This is a genomic window from Rhodococcus sp. P3_B8, from assembly GCF_056402775.1.
The window spans coordinates 1-1,445 of the sequence record NZ_JBFUGT010000617.1 but is presented as its reverse complement, the minus strand read 5'-3'; the positions used below and the strand labels follow the sequence as shown (position 1 = coordinate 1,445).

Sequence of the window (1,445 nt, the reverse complement as noted above, 5' to 3'; positions counted from 1 at the left end):
GACCGTAGGAGATCCGTTCGTCGCCGTGGATTATCGCGGTGCGGTGTGGTTGACGTTCGGCTCGGCGCTCGACGAGCTCGCCGTAGCGCAGGCCGGTGAATCCTGTCGGTCCTCCCAGACCGGAGTCCGGGGTGGGGGTGGAGGAGGCGTCCATCGAATCTCTCCCGGTCAGATCGGATAGTGGCGGTCGTCGCTGGACACGGTGATCCACCGCAGTTCGGTGAATTCTTCCAGAGCTGCGGACGAGCCGAAACGCCCGAAGCCGCTGGCTTTGACCCCACCGAACGGCATCTGCGCCTCGTCGTGCACGGTGGCGCCGTTGATGTGGCAGATCCCGGACTGAATTCGCTGCGCCAGGGTCAGGCCGCGCCCGACATCACCGGTGAACAGGGCGGCGGAGAGCCCGTAGTCGGAGTCGTTGGCCACCCGCACCGCCTCGTCCGCGCCATCGACCTCGATGATCGGGGCGAGGGGACCGAACGACTCCTCGGAGTAGATGCGGGCGGCCGACGTGACACCGCTGAGCACGGTGGGCGGGTAGTACAGGCCGTCCGCCACACCGCCGGTGACGACGGTGGCGCCGTGCGCGACCGCATCGGCGACCAATGCCTGCACGTGGGCGACGGCGCCCTCGTGCACCAGCGGTCCCAGCTGGGTGCGTGGATCCTCCGGGTCACCGACGACGAGCTTCGCGGCCCGCTCGGCCAGGATCTTGGTGAAGTCGGCGGCGACGGCGCGGTCGACGATCAGCCGCTCCGTCGACATGCAGATCTGGCCCTGGTTCATGAAGGCACCGAACGACGCCGCGGCGGCCGCGGCCTCGAGGTCGGCATCGGCCAGCACGATGAATGGTGCCTTACCGCCGAGTTCGAGAACCGTTCGCGTCAAGTGCTTTCCGGCCTTCTCGGCGATGATGCGTCCCACCGTGGTGGAGCCGGTGAAGTTGACGCACCGCACCGCCTTGTGCGCGATCAGCGCGTCGACCACCTCGGCGGCGTCCTCGGCGGCATTGGTGACCAGATTCGCCGCGCCGGCCGGGATGCCGGCGTCGATGAGGCATTCGATGATGGCGGCGTGGGTCGCCGGGGTCTCCTCCGACGCCTTGAGTACCACGGTGTTGCCGTAGGCCAGCGGCATGGCGATCGCCCGGACACCGAGGATGACCGGTGCGTTCCACGGCGCGATGCCGACCACGACCCCGACCGGCTCCCGCACGGCGAGCGCGGTCAGCCCCGGGACATCGGACGGGATGACCTGGCCGACCGTCGAATACACCTGGGCGGCGGCCTCGCGGAACATCCCGGCCGCGAGGTTGACGTTGAAATGGCACCAGGAGGCGGCGGCGCCCATCTCCTTGCCCATCATCGCCGAGATGGCCTCGCTGCGTTCGTCGAGGAGTGCGGCGGCCCGCTCGAGGACCTTCCGGCGCGCGCCGGGGGGAGTGG

The 1,445-nt window shown here is 69.3% G+C and carries 1 protein-coding gene; it reads right to left on the bottom strand.

The genetic code is table 11. The features are described 5' to 3' along the window. Window positions 1-168: 168 nt before the first annotated feature. Window positions 169-1,445 (bottom strand): aldehyde dehydrogenase (locus AC1D1G_RS45155; RefSeq protein WP_477956931.1); only part of this gene is annotated, 1,277 nt, incomplete at its 5' end.